Source organism: Sabulibacter ruber (genome assembly GCF_017355955.1).
GTDB classification, from domain to species: Bacteria; Bacteroidota; Bacteroidia; order Cytophagales; family Hymenobacteraceae; genus Nibribacter; species Nibribacter ruber_A.
In genome coordinates this window covers 237,892-254,091 of record NZ_JAFFID010000005.1, presented here as the reverse complement: position 1 = coordinate 254,091, position 16,200 = coordinate 237,892, and the positions used below count along the sequence as shown (strand labels likewise).

Annotated in this window: 14 protein-coding genes; 7 read left to right on the top strand and 7 right to left on the bottom strand. The window is 50.0% G+C overall.

Annotated features, from left to right (window positions below):
- Window positions 1-135: 135 nt before the first annotated feature.
- The 4 genes from JT719_RS21130 to mltG all read right to left on the bottom strand — a co-directional run bounded on the left by JT719_RS21130 (window position 136) and on the right by mltG (window position 3,448).
- The gene (locus JT719_RS21130) at window positions 136-1,095 is read right to left on the bottom strand and encodes a YihY/virulence factor BrkB family protein (RefSeq protein WP_207435744.1); all 960 of its coding nucleotides are present in this window, start codon (window positions 1,093-1,095) and stop codon (window positions 136-138) included.
- A complete protein-coding gene (locus tag JT719_RS21125; RefSeq protein ID WP_207435743.1) occupies window positions 1,092-1,505 on the bottom strand; it encodes a YbgC/FadM family acyl-CoA thioesterase in 414 nt (137 codons plus the stop codon). The genes JT719_RS21130 and JT719_RS21125 overlap by 4 nt, the downstream gene beginning before the upstream one ends.
- Window positions 1,506-1,630: 125 nt before the next feature.
- Complete coding sequence (locus JT719_RS21120; protein ID WP_207435742.1) at window positions 1,631-2,278, bottom strand: DUF6624 domain-containing protein; 648 nt, start codon at window positions 2,276-2,278, stop codon at window positions 1,631-1,633.
- A 78-nt stretch (window positions 2,279-2,356) separates the two neighbouring features.
- Window positions 2,357-3,448 (bottom strand): endolytic transglycosylase MltG, encoded by a 1,092-nt coding sequence (gene mltG, locus JT719_RS21115; RefSeq protein ID WP_207435741.1) that lies wholly within the window; start codon window positions 3,446-3,448, stop codon window positions 2,357-2,359.
- A gap of 340 nt (window positions 3,449-3,788) precedes the next feature.
- Between mltG and JT719_RS21110 the strand changes: the two genes are divergently transcribed.
- Window positions 3,789-4,418: an L-threonylcarbamoyladenylate synthase gene (locus JT719_RS21110; protein ID WP_207435740.1), complete on the top strand. Its 630-nt coding sequence runs from the start codon at window positions 3,789-3,791 to the stop codon at window positions 4,416-4,418.
- 169 nt (window positions 4,419-4,587) lie between these two features.
- Here the strand turns inward: JT719_RS21110 and JT719_RS21105 are convergent, their stop codons facing one another.
- A complete protein-coding gene (locus JT719_RS21105; protein ID WP_242693392.1) occupies window positions 4,588-5,535 on the bottom strand; it encodes a lysophospholipid acyltransferase family protein in 948 nt (315 codons plus the stop codon).
- Window positions 5,536-5,732: 197 nt separating this feature from the next.
- A complete protein-coding gene (locus JT719_RS21100) occupies window positions 5,733-6,746 on the bottom strand; it encodes an LLM class flavin-dependent oxidoreductase (protein ID WP_207435739.1) in 1,014 nt (337 codons plus the stop codon).
- A 360-nt stretch (window positions 6,747-7,106) separates the two neighbouring features.
- On the opposite strand from JT719_RS21100, the gene JT719_RS21095 reads away from it, so the two are divergent.
- The 6 genes from JT719_RS21095 to JT719_RS21070 all read left to right on the top strand — a co-directional run bounded on the left by JT719_RS21095 (window position 7,107) and on the right by JT719_RS21070 (window position 15,386).
- Complete coding sequence (locus JT719_RS21095) at window positions 7,107-7,724, top strand: WbqC family protein (RefSeq protein ID WP_207435738.1); 618 nt, start codon at window positions 7,107-7,109, stop codon at window positions 7,722-7,724.
- Between the two features lie 96 nt (window positions 7,725-7,820).
- Window positions 7,821-10,430: an ATP-dependent Clp protease ATP-binding subunit gene (locus JT719_RS21090; protein ID WP_207435737.1), complete on the top strand. Its 2,610-nt coding sequence runs from the start codon at window positions 7,821-7,823 to the stop codon at window positions 10,428-10,430.
- Window positions 10,431-10,894: 464 nt separating this feature from the next.
- Window positions 10,895-12,457, top strand: coding sequence for an acyl-CoA carboxylase subunit beta (locus JT719_RS21085; protein ID WP_207435736.1), 1,563 nt, complete (start codon window positions 10,895-10,897; stop codon window positions 12,455-12,457).
- 197 nt (window positions 12,458-12,654) lie between these two features.
- The gene (locus JT719_RS21080) at window positions 12,655-13,725 is read left to right on the top strand and encodes a M42 family metallopeptidase (protein ID WP_207435735.1); all 1,071 of its coding nucleotides are present in this window, start codon (window positions 12,655-12,657) and stop codon (window positions 13,723-13,725) included.
- Between the two features lie 169 nt (window positions 13,726-13,894).
- Window positions 13,895-14,452: a GNAT family N-acetyltransferase gene (locus tag JT719_RS21075; protein WP_207435734.1), complete on the top strand. Its 558-nt coding sequence runs from the start codon at window positions 13,895-13,897 to the stop codon at window positions 14,450-14,452.
- 139 nt (window positions 14,453-14,591) lie between these two features.
- A complete protein-coding gene (locus JT719_RS21070; protein ID WP_207435733.1) occupies window positions 14,592-15,386 on the top strand; it encodes an ABC transporter substrate-binding protein in 795 nt (264 codons plus the stop codon).
- Between the two features lie 90 nt (window positions 15,387-15,476).
- Here JT719_RS21070 and JT719_RS21065 read toward each other — a convergent pair whose 3' ends face one another.
- Window positions 15,477-16,019: a DUF4142 domain-containing protein gene (locus JT719_RS21065; RefSeq protein WP_207435732.1), complete on the bottom strand. Its 543-nt coding sequence runs from the start codon at window positions 16,017-16,019 to the stop codon at window positions 15,477-15,479.
- Window positions 16,020-16,200: the final 181 nt, after the last annotated feature.

Here is a 16,200-nt window from a genome sequence, read left to right as displayed (position 1 = left end):
AAGTAATGGCTGAACCTGTACCTGTCAAGAGGGAGCGCTTATTTTTTATCTATATTTTCTTCAGAAACGCTATCGCCTAAGCCTTTCAAAGGCAGAAACGAATGATTCTCAAGAAGAAACAGCTAAAATTTTTTTTCAGATTTTCCGAGTTTTTCTAGGGGCCAACTCTCCTTTCCCCTTCTCTAACCGCTTGGTGAGGGCATCAATGCTGATGTTTACCTCAAACCCTACAATGAGGATCATACACACAAAGTCCAGCCAGACCATCAAACCAATGAGGGCGCCAATGGAACCATAGAACTTGTTGTAGGAATCGAATTTGCCCAAATAGATGGAAAACAGCCAGGAAACAAGAAAGATCAGCACGGTGGCCACCACAGAGCCCGCGCTTACAAAAGGCCATTTGTCATGCACCGCCGGCACGTAGTAATAGATCATAGACGTAGCCAGGAAGAACAGCAAGGCCACGGCCACGTACTTCACCGAGACAATAAGCCCGTAGGTGAAAGACTCGGTGACAACTTCATAGAACACCAGCGCATCCAGAATATACGTCCCGAAGAATATGGCCCCAATGGCCAGAAACAGGATCAAGGCCAGGGCAATGGTAAGCAGGGTGGCAATGACTCGTTTGCGCAGGTACGTCCGCTTTCTGAAAGTCTTGTACTTTTTGTCAAAGGCATCCATGAGGCTCATGATTCCGTTGGTAGACAGCACCAGCGCGAAGAGAAAACCGAAAGACAGCAACCCGCCCCGGGGTTTGTTTACAATGTCTTTGATGGTATCAGCGGCGGCGGTGTAGATCTCGGGCGGCATCATGTCGCTCAGGAGCATGAGGATGTCCTGGTCCAGGTGGCCCACCGGAATGTAGGGAATGAGCGTGAACAGGAAGATGATGGAGGGGAAAATGGCCAGCGTAAAGTTGAAGGCCATGTACGAAGAACGCTTGGTGAGCGAGTCCATCTTCAGCTCATCAATCATCACCTTGAGCACATGGTACACAGACACATTCCCTTCCCCAAAGCGCAACCGCTTCAGGAAGACAATGAGTCTCCGGTACCACCGTTGATCGGCCAGGCGTTCGTAAATGTTCATGCCGTATAGTAAACGTCTAACTTCTCATGGATGTACTGCGGAATGGCCGTAGGCCTGCCAGATTTCATATCCACAAACACCATGATGGTCTCCCCCACGTTCAGAAGGGTTTGCTCCTCGTTGTACACCTCGTACTCAAACTTGATGCGGGCGCCGTGCGGTTTGGTTTTCAGGAACAGCTTCACGGTGAGCAGGTCATCATAGCGGGCGGGCCTGATGTACTTGCAGCGCATCTCCAGCACCGGCATCATCACGCCCTCGGCTTCCATCACTTTGTAGCTGATGCCTAGTTGGCGGAAGGCCTCGGTGCGGGCCACTTCATAGTACGCCCCATAATTTCCGTAGTACACGTAGCCCATTTGGTCAGTCTCAGCGTAGCGTACGCGTATCTGCACGTTAGATTCAAACACAGTTTTTCTTCTTTAGGTACTTTCCGTTTAGCGCCTATTTTTAAGGAAACGCCTCCTAAACGGATAAGGGAGTGATTTTACCTGGAAAGAGAAGCGATGTCTTTCCTTGACTAGGTTTTGTGGGATTAGTGAAACACCTGCTTTTTCTCTGGCAGTGCCTCTTCTGGGTTGTAGATGGCGTTCATGAGTTTAGCGTATTCTTCTACGGTGACTCTGAACCCGACGGCCTTGCGGCGCTCATTCACGTGCTCACTTTCCTTTATCGGCCAGATGTACATCTTTCCGTCTTCCCGGCCCATAGAGGTGGCCTGAGTGCCGTAGATCTGTTTCTCGCCCTCAAACATCAGTAACCGGTCTTCCATCATGGCGGCATCGGTGGCACTGGCTTCCCCTTTCTGGGCCATGTTTTTCAAAGAAGGCAGGTACTTTCTGATGACCGGGGCCGGAGAATGCTGCACCACCAGAAACAAACCATCGGCGGCCTTCCCTCCTATCTTGCTTTGGGGCAACCAGCCATACTTCTCCAACATCTTTATTACCGCAATCTGATTCACGGAGTCTACCCGCTGCATCTTCCTGAAAAAAGCATTCCGGTCCTCTTCCTTCACCTGGTCAAACCCCTGCCTTACGGTTTGGTCTGTATCATGTATTTTCTCTAATTCCGCCCGCAGCGAATCATACGGAACTGGCACAGGCGCCTTGGGTTCAGACTGCCCGCAGGCTGTCATCAAGACGCAAAAGAAAAGAAGCACCATGGAGTAGGCTTTTCCCATATACAGTGGTTTTTACAAGCGTAAGCGGATGGGCATTTCGGGGCTGATTTACAGAAATCAGCCCCGAAACGGAAGATATTACCGCATGATGTTGCGCTGGTTCATGGCCGCGTGGAAACGCTGGGCATTTTGCCTGTGCTCGGCCATGGTGGTGGCAAAAGCATGATAGCCCGAGAAGTCTTCTTTGGCGCAGAAATACAGGTACTCGTGTTCCTCAGGGTTCAGCACCGCGTTGATAGAGGAAATAGACGGCAGGTTGATGGGCCCGGGAGGCAAGCCTTTGTTCAGGTACGTGTTGTAAGGCGATGGCGTGCGCAGGTGCACGTTCAACACCCGGCGGATGCTGAAATCGCCTACGGCATACACTACGGTAGGGTCGGCCTCCAGGGGCATGTTGCGCTCTAACCGGTTCAGGTACACCCCGGCAATGCGCGGCCGCTCATCGGCGTGCACAGACTGCTCGGCCTGTACAATAGAGGCCAGAACAGATACTTCCACTTTGCTCAAGCCCAGGTCTTTGGCTTTGGCTTCACGCTCCTTTGTCCAGAAATTGTCGTATTCCTTTTTCATCCGGTCCATCATGTCCGGGGCCGAAGTGGTCCAGTAGATTTCGTAGGTGTTCGGGATGAACATGGTCAGGATAGTGGTGGTGTCAAAGCCCAGTTTTTTGGTGAAAGACGGGCTGTTGAGCAGAGAGTCAATCTCGGCGGGCGAGGAATCAATGAACGTGCTCAGCTTCTGGGCCAGGTCCTTTTTCAGGCGCACGTTGGTGTAGGTGAGCTTTACGGGGTCCTGGTCGCCGGAGCGCAGTTTGGCGATGAGTTTGTAGTTGGTCATGCCGTCTTTCAGTTCATAGCGGCCGGGTTTCACCAATTCAGGATAATCCATGAGCTTGGCCATGAACCGGAAAGACAGCCGGTCAATGATCACCTTTTTGGCGTCAATGGAATCCATGGCCTGCTCATAGGTTGCCCCTCTGGGAATGAGCACGTACACGGGCTCTCCTTTGCTCTCTACGTTGGCCGTGTATACAATCTGGTAGGCGTAGTAGGAGAAGCACACGAAAAGGAACATGAACACCACCAGGACATACGTCCACTTACTGGTTTTACGAGGTTTGCGCGCCGACCTTCTGGAGCCGGGCGTTACAGGTATGTTTTGCTCTGACATAGTACGCAAAGGTACAAATTAATGAGTGATTGAGTGATTGAGAGAAGGAGTGAATGTTTTTGGAGGAATAATCGCGCGCAGGAGTGTTTGCAGACAATCCCCTGGTGGAAACCCGCCAGGCAGAAATCTCACCTGAAAGACGCGTACTCCTCAGTTGTTCTGTTTTTCTCTGGTTTTTGGAAATTCAACCTGAAAACGCAAATTTTGGTTTGAGCGTATGGAAAGGCATGGCACAGAAATTTTCCAGGAAGCCACGCAGCTGCAATGCAACCCAAGGGCATTGAGGCATTCTCCATTTCAATTCACTCATTCAATCACTCTCTCATTCACTCATTACAACATGGCACAAGCGAACTTGCTACGGATTCATCCTGATAACCCCCAACCCAAAGGCATTGCGCAAGCGGTGGAGATCATTAGAAAAGGCGGTCTGGTGATTTACCCCACAGACACCATTTACGGTTTAGGCTGTGATCTGCACAACGCCCGCGCGGTGGAGCGCCTTTGCCAGATCAGGGGCTTTAACCCGGCCAAGGTGCACCTTTCCTTTATCTGCCACGATCTTACCCACATCTCAGACTACGCCAAGATTTCTACCCAGACCTACAAAGTGATGAAGAAAGCGCTGCCAGGACCGTTCACGTTTGTACTAGAGGCCAGCAGCAAGGTGCCCAAGATTGGCGGCAAGCGGAAGGAAACCGTGGGCATCCGGATCCCGGATAACAACATTGCCCTGTCCATTGTGCGGGAGCTGGGCAACCCCATTATCTCTACCTCCATCCATGACGATGACGAGGTGATTGAGTACACCACAGATCCCGAATTGATCTATGAGAAATACCGCAACCTGGTAGATTTAGTCATTGACGGCGGCTACGGGAACAACGTGGCTTCTACGGTAGTGAACTGCGAGAACGATGAATTTGAGGTCCTCCGCCAGGGCGCAGGCATTATTGAGGATTACCTGTAAGTCAGTCATGAGTCTTGAGTTCTGAGTCTTGAGTCAAGAAGAAGCCTAAGTTGTTTTTAGGCTGATTTTCCAAGAAGAGCTCAAAAACAAAGCAGCCCTGGCAAGTACTTGCCAGGGCTGCTTTGTTTTTATGTGGTATTGAATTTTCGCCTAACTCTGGACTCAGAACTCAAGACTCAGGACTAGCCACGGCCTCGGACTGCGGCCGCTTGTGCTTCCAGCGCTTGTGCGACCACAGGTATTCAGACGGGTATTGCTCTATCCATTCCTCCAGTCTACGGGCAAAGGCATCTGTCACCGGGTGCCCCTCTTCCTGAACTCCCTTTGATGGGGCAGGCAGCAACTCCTGAAACTCAATCTGGTAATACCCGCGCCTGAGGTGGCGCATGCCAATGAAAAAAGTAGGGTAGTTGAAGGACGTTCTCAGTTTCTCAGCCCCCACATAAAAGGGAGTGTCCTGATGCAGGAAAGTGGTCCAGTACTGGATTTCGCCGTAGGGCGGAACCTGGTCTGATAGCAGGGTCAGGATTCGTTGCTCCCCTCTGTGCCTAAGGATATGGCGCAAGGTGTCTTTCATGCGAACCAGGTTGATCCCGAACCGGCCACGCATAAACTTCATGAACTCCTCAAAAAAGGAACTGGCCAGCGGTTTGTACACGCCATCAATAGGAAAGGAGAAAATGCTGTTTCCGGCAGCAGACATATATTCCCAATTGCCCAAATGCGCCCCTAAAATCAGGACCGGACTTCCGCTGGAAAGCGTCTGAATTACCTTCTCACTTCCGGTTGAGGTCACTCTCTTTCGCAAATCTGAAGGCGAAAGAGAAACTAGTTTCAGGCATTCTACAATCAGATCAGTTAAGTTCAGGAAGAACTGTTTTTCAATCCTCTTTAGCTCCGCTGCACTTTTATGCGGGAAAGAGCGCTCCAGGTTCTGCCGCACCACCTTTTTCCGGTAGCCCACCACGTGGTACATGATTACGTACAAAAACGTGGAAAAAGCATACAGCACCGGAAAGGGCAACAACGAGATCCCCTTCAGCAGCCACCACAAAGGCAGTTGACCGGGCGTAAACTCAGGACGCGAAAAAGGGTTGGTTGATTCTTTATGATGCATTTTCAGGAAAACAGGCCGAAAACGGGCAAGCCATTCTCTGCGCCTACAAAGGTAACACGCAATTAGAAATTCCCCTGCTCCTTTTCTTTGTGACAGCAATCAACTCCCTGGCTTCAGCCAGGAGTAAAACAGAGAAGTCGCCCAGGATTGCATGTCATCAATCCCGGGCGACTTCTCTTGAATACTTTTAAGCGGAGTTACAGTGACTTCTTGAAGAACTGGGAAACAATCTCGTAAGAACGCAACCGGGCCGCGTGGTCATAGATGTTGGAACCTACCATGATCTCGTCCACGCCGGTTTGGTCTACAAAGGCTTTCAGCTCCTCCTCTATCGTCTTAGGTCCGCCAATGAAGGAGTAGCGCAGCATTTGCTGCACGGCGTAGCGCTCAGAGGCATCCCAAAGTCCGTCCATGCTTTTCACGGGTGGCTGCATGGGTTTGGCTGTGCCCCGCACCACGTTCAGGAATGACTGGTACAGCGAGGTTGACAAATGAATGGCTTCTTCATCGGTGTCCGCGGCGATCACGTTCACGCAGGCCATGGCATACGGCTCTTTCAGTTCACCAATGGGCTGGAAACTGTCGCGGTACACCTGCAGGGCAGCGTGCAAGTGCGATGGGGCAAAATGGCTGGCGAAGGCGTACGGCATCCCCAGGATTCCGGCCAACTGGGCGCCAAACGTGCTGGACCCCAGAATCCAGATGGGAATGTACACTCCCTCGCCGGGCACGGCTCTTACCTTGGCAGTTGGGTCTACGGGCCCCAGGTAGCTTTTCAGCTCAACCACGTTCTGCGGGAAATCGTCTACGGAGCCTCTCAGGTCGCGGCGCAGGGCCTGGGCGGTCATTTGGTCAGTGCCGGGTGCGCGGCCCAGCCCCAGGTCTATCCGGCCGGGGTACAGCGTGCCTAAGGTCCCGAACTGCTCAGCCACAACCAGCGGTGCGTGGTTGGGCAGCATGATCCCGCCGGAGCCAACGCGAATTTTAGAGGTGGCACCCGCCATGTGGCCAATCAATACCACCGTGGCAGAACTGGCAATACCGGCCATGTTGTGGTGCTCGGCCATCCAGTACCGGCGGTAGCCCAGTCTTTCCACGTGCTGGGCCAGATCTACGGTGCTTTTGAAGGAGTCTGCGGCGGTCTTGCCATCCAGAATAGGGACCAGGTCCAGCACAGAAACGTGTATATCAGAAAGATTCTTTGTACTCATGATGTTTAAGAATTGCATTTACCACTCTTACGAGCGTTTTTCTAAAAGGCCAAAGTAAGGGCTTAAAGTTCGGCGCGAGTTCATTTGGGCCGTATCTTCCAGGATACCTGCTTTCTGTTTCCGGGCTGTTTTCCCTTAAAAGGCACCAAAACAGCCTTGTCATCGTTCTCTATCCAAGCGTCTATCCCTTGATTACCAAGTCAGAAGCAACCAGCAACACTTGCCTGACCTAAGGTAAACCAGGCGGAACAATTTGGCCCCAGCTGCTTGTTCTATATTACTGGGCCACTGGTCAGGCTCTTCAGAAATTGCAAGTCTTTAAATTCTTCTTTACTTGCAGCCGTTCAATAGCACTTTTTCATGCACCTTTTAACCGAGATACAGTATAACCCTTGTATATTATATTTTCAGAAGGCCTTTGAAGCAGAAGAGCTGCTGGTAGAGGCACATGAACATTACCAGAAACAGAGCTACCGTAACCGCTGCCACATTCTCACGGCCCAGGGCGTGGTTCCCCTCTCCATCCCGGTAGTGAAGGGCAACAGCAAGACTCTGGTCACGGAGCTGGAGATAGATTACGGGCAACGGTGGACAGACATTCACTGGCGTACCATCCAGAGCGCCTACGGCAGCGCCCCCTTCTTTGAGTACTACGCAGACTACCTCAAAGACGTGTATGACCGCAGGCCCGGGCTGCTTTTTGAGCTCAATATGGAATTGTTCAAAATTTTCGCTAAATTCCTGAAGCTAAGCAAACCCATAAGCGCTACTCAGACGTATGTAAAAACCTATGAGGAGCCGGTGTTGGATTGGCGCGGGAAACTTCACCCAAAGAAGGAGCCTGACATTTTGCACCTAAGGCCGTACCGGCAAGTGTTTGGCAAACAATTTGCATCAAACCTGAGTATACTGGACTTGTTGTTTAACCTTGGCCCAGAGGCATCTATTTACCTACAGAACTCAGCGGCTTTCTGTTGAACATTTGCCCCACTCAGCTTGTTTACAATAATATAGCAGAAGCCTAGGCAACAACTAGTTGCAGACGCACAACAACAAATTACTAGACTAGACTACATGGAAGCCAAATTCTCAAATAGAGTGAAAGAGGTGATCTCTCTCAGTCGCGAGGAAGCCATCCGTTTGGGGCACGACTACATCGGCACCGAGCATTTGCTTCTGGGTATGATTCGCGAAGGAGAAGGCACTGCCATTAACTTGCTTAAAAAACTGGGGGTACCCATGGAGGAACTTAAGTACGCACTTGAGCAGGCCACCAAGAATACCGCCAGCCCTAATACAAATATTACTGGTAGCATTCCGCTTACCAAGCAGACAGAGAAGGTCCTGAAAATTACGTATTTGGAGGCAAAAATCTTCAAGTCAGACATCATAGGTACTGAGCACCTGTTGCTGTCTATTTTGCGGGATGAGGATAATATTTCATCGCAAACCTTAGCCAAATTCAACGTGAACTATGAAGCTATCCGGGATTCGTTAGACTATCATGCTAACAACCCTCTCGCCTCCTCAGATACAGACGATAACGACGATAACGATAAACTCTTTGGCTCCTCTTCTAAAGGAGGCGCTGGCTCTGCTGCCAAAAAGGGTACTGAGAAATCCCGCACCCCGGTGCTGGACAACTTCGGTCGTGATCTGACTAAGTTAGCCGAGGAAGGCAAACTTGACCCTATTGTTGGTCGTGAGAAAGAAATTGAGCGCGTGGCCCAGGTATTGAGCCGCCGCAAGAAGAATAACCCAATCTTGATTGGTGAACCAGGTGTTGGTAAAACGGCGATTGCCGAAGGTCTGGCCCTGCGCATCATTCAGAAGAAAGTATCCCGTGTGCTGTTCAGCAAGCGCGTGGTAACCTTAGACCTTGCCTCATTGGTGGCAGGTACTAAATACCGCGGTCAGTTTGAGGAGCGCATGAAAGCCGTGATGAACGAGCTGGAGAAATCTCCTGACGTGATCCTGTTCATTGACGAGCTGCACACTATTGTGGGTGCTGGTGGAGCGTCTGGTTCTCTGGATGCCTCTAACATGTTCAAACCTGCTTTGGCGCGCGGTGAGATCCAATGCATTGGCGCGACTACCCTGGATGAATACCGTCAGTACATTGAGAAAGATGGTGCCTTAGCCCGTCGTTTCCAGATTGTGATGGTAGACCCAACCACGCCAGAGGAAACCATTGAGATCCTGCACAACATCAAAGATAAGTATCAGGATCACCACCATGTAACCTACTCAGACAAAGCCATTGAGGCCTGTGTGAAGTTGAGCGACCGCTACATGAGCGACCGTTTCTTACCAGACAAGGCTATTGACATTCTGGATGAGGCCGGTGCCCGCGTACACATCAACAACATTGTGGTGCCAGATGATATCCTGAAACTCGAGCAGCAGATCGAGAACATCAAGGATGAGAAAAACCGCGTAGTGAAAAGCCAGAAATACGAAGAGGCCGCTCAACTACGTGATAAAGAGAAAAAACTGCTTGATCAGTTAGACGCTGCCAAGAAAGCTTGGGAAGAAGAAACCAAGAAAAAGCGTTACGCTGTAAAAGAAGAGAACGTGGCCGAGGTAATCGCCATGATGACGGGTATTCCGGTAAGCCGCGTGGCCCAGAACGAGAGCCAGAAGCTGCTCAAGATGGGCGAAGAGCTGAAAGGCAAAGTGATTGGCCAGGACAAAGCGATCCAGCAGTTGGTGAAAGCCATCCAGCGGACCCGCGTTGGTCTGAAAGATCCAAAACGCCCGATCGGTTCGTTCGTGTTCTTAGGCCCTACCGGGGTTGGTAAAACCGAGCTTGCCAAAGTGCTGGCTACCTACCTTTTTGACAAGGAAGACGCCCTGGTACGTATTGACATGAGTGAGTACATGGAGAAATTCAGCGTATCTCGCTTAGTGGGAGCGCCTCCGGGCTACGTAGGTTACGAAGAAGGTGGTCAGTTAACGGAGAAAATCCGCCGCAAACCATACTCTGTGGTATTGCTGGACGAGATTGAGAAAGCGCACCCAGACGTGTACAACCTGCTCTTGCAAGTACTGGATGACGGTGTGTTGACCGATGGTTTAGGCCGTAAAGTTGACTTCAGAAACACCATCATCATCATGACCTCCAACATTGGGGCCCGTGACCTGCAGGACTTCGGGGCTGGGGTTGGTTTCGCTACCAAAACCCGCCAGGAGAACATGGACGACATCATGAAAGGCACCATTGCTTCTGCCTTGAAGAAAACGTTCTCTCCTGAGTTCCTGAACCGTTTGGATGACGTGATCGTGTTCAACTCACTTGCCAAAGAAGATATCCACAAAATCATTGATATCTCTCTTGCCAAGCTGTTGGCTCGTATTAAGACGCTGGGCTACACCGTGGAGATCACTAACAAAGCCAAAGACTTTGTGGCTGAGAAAGGATATGACTCTAAGTACGGTGCCCGTCCGTTGAACCGTGCCATCACTAAGTACATGGAAGACCCAATTGCAGAGGAAATCCTGAAAGCCGAACTAGGCCACGGTGATACCATTGTGATTGACTACGAAGATGGCAAAGAAGAGCTCACTTTCACTCACCGCAAAAGCGAAGGTGTAAGCAGAGATACTTCAGATGATCTTCCAGAGGATTCAGCTTCTTCTGCAGAGGAGGAAACTTCTCCAACAGATAACAAGACGAAAGAATAAACTTAATGACAACATTGAAAGGCTGGCAGACATTCTGTCAGCCTTTTTTATTTTCTGGTTACTTTTAAAAAATTATCCTAAAAACAAGTTGGGCCAGTTTAGCAAAGTTGTATCTAAAACAGCTCATAATCAAAGAACTAGCAGATGAAACCAACACACACAGAGCGGAAAAATACTTAAAATGGCCTAAGTACGCCTTTCCCTCACCCCAATACGCAGTGAAACATTACTTTCTCCCAGCTGCAGGTAGCCTTTGTTTTTGGACCGAAATTTCAAAAAGGAGCCTGAAACATACAAAATGGCCTTAGCTTTTTTAAAGCTAACGTTTGTTTAACACCATAGTCTTTCAAAGAAATATTATTTTGCCATGACACACCTGTACCTCAAGAAATCCTTAACAAAAATTTCACACTGCCCTAAACTTTTCTAAATTTGATTTCTTGTACCAACATCGACCCGCTTCAATGTCAGACCAGAACTCCCAGAACAGTAAATTTGAGATATTAGACCGCAAAAATGCCGAAGCGCTTTTAGGTGGTGGCCAGGCGCGCATTGATGCCCAACATAAAAAAGGAAAACTTACCGCCCGCGAGCGCATTGACCTTCTCATGGACGAAGGTTCCTTTGAGGAGATTGGCAAGTTTGTGATGCACCGCTCCAAAGACTTTGGGTTGGACAAGGAATATTACCTGGGCGATGGCGTAGTGACCGGATACGGTACCGTGAACGGCCGCCTGGTGTATGTTTTCTCACAGGACTTTACTGTTTTTGGCGGTTCCCTCTCTGAAACCCACGCCGAGAAAATTGTCAAGATCATGGATCTGGCCATGAAAAACGGCGCCCCCGTGATTGGCCTGAACGATTCCGGCGGAGCCCGTATTCAGGAAGGGGTGGTTTCTCTGGGCGGTTACGCCGATATCTTCTACAAAAACACCCTGGCCTCTGGTGTGGTGCCGCAGCTATCGGCTATTATGGGGCCTTGTGCCGGTGGTGCCGTGTACTCTCCCGCTATCACAGACTTTATTTTGATGGTGGAGAACACGTCTTACATGTTTGTGACGGGCCCTAACGTGGTAAAAACCGTAACGCATGAGACTGTTACCTCAGAAGAATTAGGCGGGGCCAGCACCCACAGCACCAAAAGTGGGGTAACGCACTTCTCCTGCGCCAACGAGGTAGAGTGTATCCAGAACATAAAGCAACTTTTGAGCTACATGCCGCAGAACTGCGAGGAACTCCCTCCTGCCCTGCCGTATGAGCCTCAGGCCGACGAAACCCGTGAAGTGCTGAACTCCATCGTTCCGGAAAACCCCAATCAGCCGTATGACATTCGGGAAGTGGTGGAAGGCATCATTGATGCAGGTTCGTTCCTGGAGGTGCACAAGAATTTCGGCGAAAACATTGTGGTAGGGTTTGCCCGTTTGGCTGGCCGCAGCATAGGAATTGTAGGAAACCAGCCTGCGGTTCTGGCCGGGGTTCTGGACATCAACGCCAGCACCAAAGCCGCCCGGTTTGTGCGCTTCTGTGACTCTTTCAATATTCCATTGCTGGTCCTGGAAGACGTACCCGGTTTCTTGCCCGGTACTGACCAGGAATGGCGCGGTATTATCACCAACGGCGCTAAACTGCTGTACGCTTTCTGCGAGGCTACCGTGCCCCGTGTTACCGTGATTACCCGCAAGGCCTACGGCGGGGCGTACGACGTGATGAACTCCAAGCACATTGGCGCCGACCTGAATTACGCCTGGCCAACCGCCGAGATTGCCGTAATGGGTGCCAAAGGGGCCGCGGAGATCATCTTCAAACGCGAGATTGCCGCGTCCGAAGACCCCGAGGCCAAACTAGCCGAGAAAGTTGCCGAGTATCAGGAGAAATTTGCTACGCCGTACCGCGCTGCGCACCGTGGTTTCGTAGATGAAGTGATCTACCCGTCACAGACCCGGGCCAAGCTCATCAAAGCATTCAAGATGCTGGAAAACAAAGTAGACCAATTACCTAAGAAAAAGCACGGAAATATTCCCCTATAAAGACGTTGGTATTTAGATAATAGATTTTAGGTCATGGTATTAAATTGAAAAATCTAATTTCTGTTATCTACCGTCTAACATCTCTTATTCAATATTCAATTACCTATTGGTTGGTGACCTCAAAGCACCCCAGCCAAAACTACTTCAACTGACAAACAACATCCGGAGAGTGCTTTGCTCCGACTAAACAGAAAGCTATGAGAGAAGAAAGCTTTGAATTTTTGCAGACCTACCTCAACAATGCCGCCCCAACCGGCTTTGAGTCACCGGGCCAGAAACTGTGGTTAGACTACATCAGACCGTACATTGACGAGTACTTCGTGGATACCTACGGCACCGTGGTGGGCGTCATCAACCCTGAGGCCACCTATAAAGTGGTGATTGAGGCTCACGCCGATGAGATTTCCTGGTTTGTAAACTATATCACCCCAGAAGGCTATATCTACGTGCGCCGCAACGGCGGTTCCGATGCCGTGATTGCGCCTTCCAAGAGAGTGAACATCCATACTAAAAACGGTCCGGTGAAAGCGGTGTTTGGGTACCCTGCCATTCACGTGCGCAAACCAGACCAGGACAAAGCCCCAACCGTTGAAACCATTTTCCTGGACTGCGGCGCGGCCAACAAGCAGGAAGTAGAAGACATGGGCATCCACGTAGGGTGCGTAGTTACTTTTGATGACGAGTTCTGGGTAATGAACGAGAAGTTCTACGTAGGCCGCGCATTGGACAACCGCATCGGGGGCTTCATGATCGCCGAGGTGGCCCGCATGCTGAAAGAGAACGACAAGAAGCTACCCTTCGGGCTATACATTGTGAATGCGGTACAGGAAGAGATTGGCCTGCGTGGTGCCGAGATGATTGCGCACCGCATTAAGCCAGACCTGGCCATCATCACAGACGTAACCCATGACACCCAATCACAGGGCTACGAGAAAAAAACCAACGGCGACCTGCACTGCGGTAAAGGTCCGGTACTTACCTATGGTCCGGCGGTACAGAACAACGTGCTCAACATGCTCATTGACGTAGCTCAGAAAAACGAGATTCCGTTCCAACGCGCGGCTGCTACCCGGGCTACCGGTACTGACACCGATGCTTTTGCCTACTCTTCTGAAGGGGTTGCGTCTGCCTTGATCTCCCTTCCGCTGAAATACATGCACACAACCGTGGAAACCGTGCACAGAGACGACGTGGAAAGCATTATTCAGCTCTTCTACCACTTCCTGACGCAGCTGGAAAGCGGCCATGATTTCCGTTATCTGAAATAGCCTTTTTGGACCTGTTTAGCAGAAAAGAAGCTTAAAACAGAACATTGAAACGCCTCAGCAGGGAACGCTCCCGCTGAGGCGTCTTTGTTTCTGGCCTACCTGCTTGCAAGGAAACACTAGGTATTTATACTTCTACCGTTTACTTTTAAGTGAACCTAAGCCAAGATGCATGCAACTGCTTACCCCCCGTCTGCTCCTGCGCGAGTTCCAGGAAGACGATTGGCACTTTACTCATCTCTATGAGTCTAACGAGGAGGTCATGCGCTATCAGACCAGCGAGGTGCGTACCAGCAAAGAAAGCCGGGAGTACATCCAGAGGTGTCTGGAAGAAGCCAAAGATGTTCCCCGCACCTTATTTGACCTGGCCATTGTGCTGCAAACCACCAGCATGCTCATTGGCAGAGTAGGCATGAAAGTAGATTATGACGCCGAGGAGGCAGTTCTCTGGTACATTCTCAACAAAACCTACTGGAACAAAGGATACACTTCAGAAGCCGCCGCCGCCCTGATGAGATTCGGGTTTGAGGAACTGAAACTCCACCGCATCTGGGCCGACTGCGACCCCAGGAACATCGGTTCTTACCGCATCATGGAAAAACTGGGCATGCGCCGCGAGGCTCATTTCAAAGAGAACATCTTCATCAAAGGCGAATGGTGCGATTCTTACATCTACGCCATCCTGGACTGGGAGTGGCGGCAAAAAATAGTCGCAGAGGCTGCCAGGTGAACGCTCTTAGTCAACCGTTTCTTTAGGCTGATTTCTGAGAATCAAGCGAAAAACGGATTGCTTTTCCTGTAGCCACATACCCCGTTTCAACCAAAGTACAACCTAAGTTTTCAAATCAGATTTGCTTTTTACTGACCAAATGAACCGGCAGATCTGGCTGCCTAGTCTTCCCCAGCGGATTGTGTCTCTGGTGCCTTCCCAAACCGAGTTACTTTTTCACCTCGGTTTAGGTGACAGGATAGTTGGCGTGACTAAATTCTGCATTCACCCTAAAGAGCAGACTACCGGAAAAACAAAAGTAGGCGGCACCAAGAACTTCAACTTTGAGGCAATTCAGCAACTTCAACCTGATCTGATCATCGGGAACAAGGAAGAGAATTACCAGGATGGTATTGAGCAACTAGCGCAGCAGTACCCGGTCTGGATGAGCGACATCTTCACGCTGGAAGATTCCCTTGCCATGATGGAAGGCATTGGGCAACTAACCGGTACCCAGGAGAAGGCGAAAGAATTGGTCTCAGTGCTTGCGCAACAGTTTGCCTCTTTGCAGCCCGCCATGCCGCCTGTACCCACTGCTTACTTTATCTGGAGAAAACCTTATATGGGCGTGGGCTCCAACAACTTCATTGACCATATGCTTTCTAGATGCGGTTTTCAGAATGTGCTGGGACACCTTTCAAGGTACCCCGAGGTCACTGCTGAACAATTACGGTTAGCTAACCCCAAGCTGATTTTACTTTCCTCAGAGCCCTACCCTTTCAAGGAAAAACATATTGCTGAGTTCCAGGCTATCTGCCCGCAGGCGTTGGTGAAAGTAGTGGACGGAGAGCTTTTCAGTTGGTACGGCAGCCGCCTGTTGTACAGTGTGCCCTATCTAAACCGGTTGATTGAGGAAGTCTCTTCTTCCTTTAGAGAGTCACTTTTGCTTGGTTAGCAGAATAAGCTTACCCCTATAGCAGAAACAGCAAGGCCCTTCCAAACCTGTTTGGAAGGGCCTTGCTGTACTTTTATATAAAAAGATAAATTATTTAGGGCTGCTCAACTCAGTTTTCAATTCCTGCGCCTCGGTCAGGTGCTCTTTCAATACCGGCAGCACCTGGTCAATGAAAGACTGTACATCCTGGTCATTCACTTCCTTATCGGCTTTTTCATACAGGGCGATAGCCTCTTTATGGGCGGCTATTTCTGCGTCGGCAAAGGCCTGGTCAAAATCCTCGCCTTTTTTAGCTTCCAAGCTGTCTACCATGGCCTTCTTCTCAGTTCCCATCTCGGCCGGAAGCTGGATGTCCTTTTTCTTGGCTATTTCGGCCAGAACGGGGTTTGTTCTGGAGTGAACGTGGTATATCTTTTGTCCCAGAGCGCCCACATCTGCTTTCCTGCCTTGGTCTCCGGCCATCATACCGGCCATCAACTGGAAGTTATCTGTGGAAGCAGCTTGCTGCAAGAACTCCTGAACTTTTACTTTTTCGGCTGCGGAAGCTTCCTTGTCTACTTTAGAACAAGAAAACATTGCCAGGCTACTCATAAAGAAAGAAGAAGCCAGCATCCACTTATTTACCTTTTTCATAGTTGTAGTTTTAGTTGCGTTGATGAATGATCATCTAACAATAAAACGAACCCACTATTAGAAAAGTTCATATTCAAACCCGCAGTACAATATAATACTTGAAATCTGAATAAAAAAAGTCATGTTCTACTTACAAGTAAGTAGCTATAAATGCAGGTCTGCTTTCTTTAAAGAGACATTT

What these genes read in the sequence shown, in the direction of transcription:
- JT719_RS21080 (WP_207435735.1), top strand. Translation starts at nt 12,655, where the DNA reads ATGAGAGAAGAAAGCTTTGAATTTTTGCAGACCTACCTCAACAATGCC.
- JT719_RS21090 (WP_207435737.1), top strand. Translation starts at nt 7,821, where the DNA reads ATGGAAGCCAAATTCTCAAATAGAGTGAAAGAGGTGATCTCTCTCAGT.
- JT719_RS21065 (WP_207435732.1), bottom strand. Translation starts at nt 16,019, where the DNA reads ATGAAAAAGGTAAATAAGTGGATGCTGGCTTCTTCTTTCTTTATGAGT.
- JT719_RS21095 (WP_207435738.1), top strand. Translation starts at nt 7,107, where the DNA reads ATGCACCTTTTAACCGAGATACAGTATAACCCTTGTATATTATATTTT.
- JT719_RS21120 (WP_207435742.1), bottom strand. Translation starts at nt 2,278, where the DNA reads ATGGGAAAAGCCTACTCCATGGTGCTTCTTTTCTTTTGCGTCTTGATG.
- JT719_RS21110 (WP_207435740.1), top strand. Translation starts at nt 3,789, where the DNA reads ATGGCACAAGCGAACTTGCTACGGATTCATCCTGATAACCCCCAACCC.
- JT719_RS21070 (WP_207435733.1), top strand. Translation starts at nt 14,592, where the DNA reads ATGAACCGGCAGATCTGGCTGCCTAGTCTTCCCCAGCGGATTGTGTCT.
- JT719_RS21130 (WP_207435744.1), bottom strand. Translation starts at nt 1,095, where the DNA reads ATGAACATTTACGAACGCCTGGCCGATCAACGGTGGTACCGGAGACTC.
- JT719_RS21100 (WP_207435739.1), bottom strand. Translation starts at nt 6,746, where the DNA reads ATGAGTACAAAGAATCTTTCTGATATACACGTTTCTGTGCTGGACCTG.
- JT719_RS21105 (WP_242693392.1), bottom strand. Translation starts at nt 5,535, where the DNA reads ATGCATCATAAAGAATCAACCAACCCTTTTTCGCGTCCTGAGTTTACG.
- JT719_RS21075 (WP_207435734.1), top strand. Translation starts at nt 13,895, where the DNA reads ATGCAACTGCTTACCCCCCGTCTGCTCCTGCGCGAGTTCCAGGAAGAC.
- mltG (WP_207435741.1), bottom strand. Translation starts at nt 3,448, where the DNA reads ATGTCAGAGCAAAACATACCTGTAACGCCCGGCTCCAGAAGGTCGGCG.
- JT719_RS21085 (WP_207435736.1), top strand. Translation starts at nt 10,895, where the DNA reads ATGTCAGACCAGAACTCCCAGAACAGTAAATTTGAGATATTAGACCGC.